The sequence below is a fragment of the Pseudomonas sp. SST3 genome, assembly GCF_003325755.1.
Window position 1 is genome coordinate 1 of sequence record NZ_QORI02000107.1, and the last position, 4,555, is coordinate 4,555.

Here is a 4,555-nt window from a genome sequence, read left to right on the forward strand (position 1 = left end):
GCGTCCGGGGTGATGGCGAATATCAGGTTGTCGAGCTTCACATCCTCGGGTTTCCAATACTGTTTATTGGCCACATAACGGATCTGCGAGTCCTTCTGATAACGCTTGAACACAAACGGCCCGGTACCGACCGGTTGCTGGTTGATCTGCTCGGCCTTGCCTTGTTTCAATAACTGGGCGGCGTATTCGGCCGATTGAACAGAGGCAAAGCTCATGGCCAGGTTTTGCACGAACGAAGCATCGACAGTGTTCAAGTTGAACCGCACAGTGTGCTCGTCGAGTTTTTCGACGCTTTTGATCGTGGTGTTCAAACCCATGTCGGTGAAGTAGGGCGATTCGGACGGGTAGGCCTTGCGAAACGGGCTGTCGGCATCGAGCAAGCGATTGAAGGTGAACAGCACGTCATCGGCGTTGAAATTGCGGGTCGGGATGAAGTAGTCGGTGGTGTGGAACTTGACCCCGTCACGCAAGTGGAAGGTGTACGTCAGGCCGTCCTTCGATACATCCCAGCTTGTCGCCAGACCAGGTTCTACCTCGGTGCCGCCACGCTTGAACTGGGTCAGGCGGTTGAACACGGTTTCGGCGGAGGCATCAAAATCGGTGCCGCTGGTGTATTGGCTGGGTCGAAAGCCGGCGGGACTGGCTTCGGAGCAAATAGACCAGGGTGGTGGCGGCCTGGGCCATGGGCATACAGGCCAGCAGGCTTGCGGCGATCAATAGTGGTTTGAAGGCGATTCTTTCCATGGAGACCCCTGAAATGGCAAGCATATTAGGCTGCCCAAACAAAAACGCGGTTACCGAGGTTACCGCCGTTCAGGTGTTTCAGGTAAGGGGCCATTAGCCGGTTTATGCATTTACTATGTAGGTGACCTCGACCTTGGTAGGAGCATCTTTATCGATCGCATAGGCACCGTCCAACTCGTTACTCTCCCGTATCGTGAAGGTCCTGTTGATTGTTAACTTTACACCCGGAGCATTTTGGATATTTTTATCGGCGTTAGAGAAGTGTCCTTCAGAAGTCATATGGACCTTGGCCAGGTTGTTCGAGGGATCGTATTCAATCTGAAACTGGGTATTGTCAGCCTTAAAAAATAGCCCTTCTGCAGAGTCACCTCTTCTTTGTTCAGGTCAAGTTCGTGTAGGTCAACGATAGCGGGCCCGGCAGAGCCTTGATGAGCCACTTCGGAGATGCGAGCCCGCAGATCGGCATTGGGAATTGCCGCTTCGAACTGCGCAATCCTTGCTTGCTTGGCACCCGCCGTCGTGTCTGCTGTTGCGTTCAGCTCAGTAGTCACTGACAAGGCGTTTTCGGTAGTGGTGACAGTGTAAGGATTACGATCGATATCCTTGACGAAGGCGGGCGAATACTCGCTGGCACCGTATTCCGTGGTGTGTGCTATCTCTTCCGGCAACAAGGTAAAATTCGGTTCTTCAAGGGTCCACGAGGTGATGAGCTTTTTTTTAATTATTCCTTCTTCCTCGATGTGACTGAAAGAGAACTCGTAGTTGGTTCCCGCTTTGTTCTTCAAGATTTCATCGAACTGTTCGGCACCGGCTATTTTTTTTTCCATCGATATCGACAAATTCATCGGCAAAAGTGGGTGGGGACTTCAGGTCATCACTCGGCGTTGGCGAAACTGGACGACGTAGCCATGCAAACAACCCAGCACCGTCGCCGGGCGCGCGAGCCCATTCGCCATCGCGCCCGGGTGTTATTACCGTCAGCCCTGCGCGAGTATCCGGGTCAATAATTTTGGCAAATGAGTCGCCGGTCCTGTAGCGCCCGGATATTTCAAAGACCTTGCTCGTCCCTGTTTCATCAGTAAGGCGTACGAATTGGCGGAACGCCCCGGTGTCGTCAGTCATTCGATAAACCCCCAGTGCATCTCGGGTGGCATTTTTTATCAATGCCTCACCCTCAGGGACCGCATATTTGGCCAGCGGGATGAGTGACCGGGAGTCAGGCAGGGGCTGTGGAGCAGGTTTGCCAGCGCGCGTACCCCCGGACGGTCCCGGTTGTGGTTCCGCGACTTCATTGGCGGGGGTTGGGGTAATCGGTTCACCCAGTGGTAATTCTTTTTCGGGAGGCAATGCMAAAGGGTCTTCGGGGACTGAGCTGGCTCCGACCGAGAAGAGTGTGTTCAGTAAAGCCATCGAACGCCTTGGAGGCACCCTCGTCACGCTCTTGCACTGTGTCGCCAGACGAGGTTTTTTCTGCGCCCAGCGCCAATTCGGTCAATCCTGTCACGACGGCTACCGCGGCCACGGGTGCGGCAATCGGCGCAAGTTTGGCCAATAAGCCAGCCGCCACGGTAATGTCGTTGAGCCAGGTGTCTCGAGTCTCTTCGCTGTTTGACTTGATGACCACGTCAGCATCGCTTTTTCATGCGCTCCTGGGTGGTGGTCGCCAGGGTAGTAAATAAGTCGCCGGTAATTTTCGAGTGGCTTGCATCGATTGCCGGTCCCTTCAGTTCGCCGCTGGCCATTTTCTTCAGGTGTGTATCCAAGCCATCTTTCGTTTCGCCTACGTGGGTGAACCACAGGAGGGGCATAAGTACTTTCGCCGCTCTGGCGGCAAAACCGGCGGTTTGGTCCTGGCGATAAATCATCGGGAAGTGACTCGCCAAGGCCTCACTTTTTTTCGGATCTTTTGCCTGATCAATCAGCCATTGTTCCAGCTTTTGCGCAGAGTCGAACCTGAGAAACGCCGGCTCGGCGCCTGGGATGTAAAGCACTTGCCGGCCACCGTCGCCCGCGCTGAATCGCACAATGTCGCTGGAGGTAAAACCGTGGATGCTCAAGGCATTCGCCTGTACAGGGGCTTTTATCGGTGTTTTGGCTTTGAGTTGGTCGACGCTGATCGGTGCATTTTCATCCAGGGGCAGGTCGGGTACTGCTGCCATCACCATCTTGTAGTCGTCACGAGTGAATTGGTGTTCGGGTGCTTGCAGCGCACGTTCAACTGCAGGCCATGCTTGAGCTGTCTTGAATTGTTTGCGGGCCTGGAAGGTGAACTCGCCTTTGATCGCCGTCTGGTAGCTATCGGAATGAGAGTTCCAGAAGTTGTCGATCTTCTGGGTCATTTGGCTCTGGAAGTCAGTCTTCCAGCTTTCATGCATCACTTGCGACGGTTTTGAGGTCGATCTGGTTTGTGCTTTGCCGTAGCCGCCTTTTTCGCTTTTGCCCAGCAGGTTGGGTATACAGCCCCGCTTCCAGGTCCAGGTTGCCGGGCACCCAATCGTGCTCGGAGAAGTTTTTTCAGCAGGGCGTCGGGCAGGCGCAGCGAAGACCAGGGCTCTTGGAATGTGTGTTCCCAGCCGGTCGCCGTGTCTGCACTTTCGCCACCTTTGAAACGGTTCAGGTACACGGTGTCGGAGTCGATAGGTTTGCCCGTGAGTTTGAGCAGCAGGTCATCCGCCCACTTTTTGGCCTCTGCCCGCGTATTGGGCAGGTTGTTGGCGACGTCAACCGCCAAACGCTTGTAAGCCAACGCCTGTGGTGCGGTGCTGTAGTAATTGGCGGCATTGTGTTTTTGCACTTGCAGCGCTTGTGAAGAGCGGCTGCTGGCAGGGCGCAGGCGGTCATTGGCGGGGATAGGGTCGAAGCTGTCTTTATGTTCCAGATACCTTATTTGTGTTCGAGCCTGGGACAGCGTTTGGGGAAGGGACACGCCTTCAAAGTTGGCCACCACTTTTGCACTGACCTGTATGGAGTCCTTACCCAGCCTCACACGCAAATCACCGTTATTGCCAGGGGCGATAACTTTTGCGGTCTCCAGCAAGGGGCCTGAAATTTGTCCCCAGCCTGATGTATCCGAGAGATGGAAGGTTTTCGTTTTGCCCTCGATCTCGGCGGACAAGGTACCTGTAGACGGGTTGATTGAAAGCAAGGTGTCCGGGGCGAAGTGTTGTTCGCGCAGCCAGCCCTGTACCACGGCGTTTTCCACATGCATGCGATACAGCCCGAGCCATTGGCCCAGAGTGCTTTGGGGCGGCACGGTTATAAGCCCTGCATTGCCGTGCAACACCTTGCGTTGTACGGCCTCGAGGTAGGCCTTGAGCAGTGCTGTTTCATCGGGTTGGACAGTCTTTGGCGTGGGCGGTGACGATGCCGGTGTCGCCTGAGCTTGAGTGTTGGATGTCGCAGTAGCGACGACGGGTGGCAGCGATAACGAGGGGGTTGGATCGAGTGATAGGGACATGAATTCGGCTCTCATTGTATGAATAAATGCCAGCACAGCCCTCCCTGGTAGCTATGGCAGTAATGAGTCGTGAAAACCGGACACTTGATTCCTACGAGATGTGCTGCCGTATATGACGGCGCGCGTGCGCGCAAAAAAAGCGCAATCCCGTGGGGCTGCGCCTTTGTTCTGTCTAAAAAGTTACTGTAAAACTTCGATCACACCATCGGCACTCATGCTGACCTGGCTGGTACCTGCTTCCACTTCCGGCGTCGGTGCTGAATCGGCCATCGCGGCTTTCATCATCATGCCGCCATTGCGGGCGTAGGGCATCGGGTAGCCATTGGTGTTGAAGTTCAGGTTGACGATCTTGTA

Annotated in this window: 4 protein-coding genes and 2 pseudogenes; all 6 read right to left on the reverse strand. The window is 54.9% G+C overall.

The annotated features are described in order from the left end of the window. Positions 1-744: pseudogene (locus DQ405_RS24440) on the reverse strand (ABC transporter substrate-binding protein); the annotation flags it as partial. Between the two features lie 275 nt (positions 745-1,019). Then, the gene (locus DQ405_RS27775; RefSeq protein WP_241730181.1) at positions 1,020-1,571 is read right to left on the reverse strand and encodes a hypothetical protein; all 552 of its coding nucleotides are present in this window, start codon (positions 1,569-1,571) and stop codon (positions 1,020-1,022) included. Continuing rightward, entirely contained in the window at positions 1,534-1,866 is a 333-nt protein-coding gene (locus tag DQ405_RS27780) for a hypothetical protein (RefSeq protein ID WP_241730183.1), read from the reverse strand. Before DQ405_RS27780 ends, DQ405_RS27775 begins: the two co-directional genes overlap by 38 nt. A gap of 503 nt (positions 1,867-2,369) precedes the next feature. After that, positions 2,370-3,083, reverse strand: coding sequence for a dermonecrotic toxin domain-containing protein (locus DQ405_RS27785; protein WP_241730184.1), 714 nt, complete (start codon positions 3,081-3,083; stop codon positions 2,370-2,372). A 35-nt stretch (positions 3,084-3,118) separates the two neighbouring features. Then, positions 3,119-4,201 (reverse strand): hypothetical protein, encoded by a 1,083-nt coding sequence (locus DQ405_RS27790; protein ID WP_241730185.1) that lies wholly within the window; start codon positions 4,199-4,201, stop codon positions 3,119-3,121. Positions 4,202-4,381: 180 nt separating this feature from the next. Further along, positions 4,382-4,555 (reverse strand): annotated as a pseudogene (locus DQ405_RS28755) (SIMPL domain-containing protein); the annotation flags it as partial.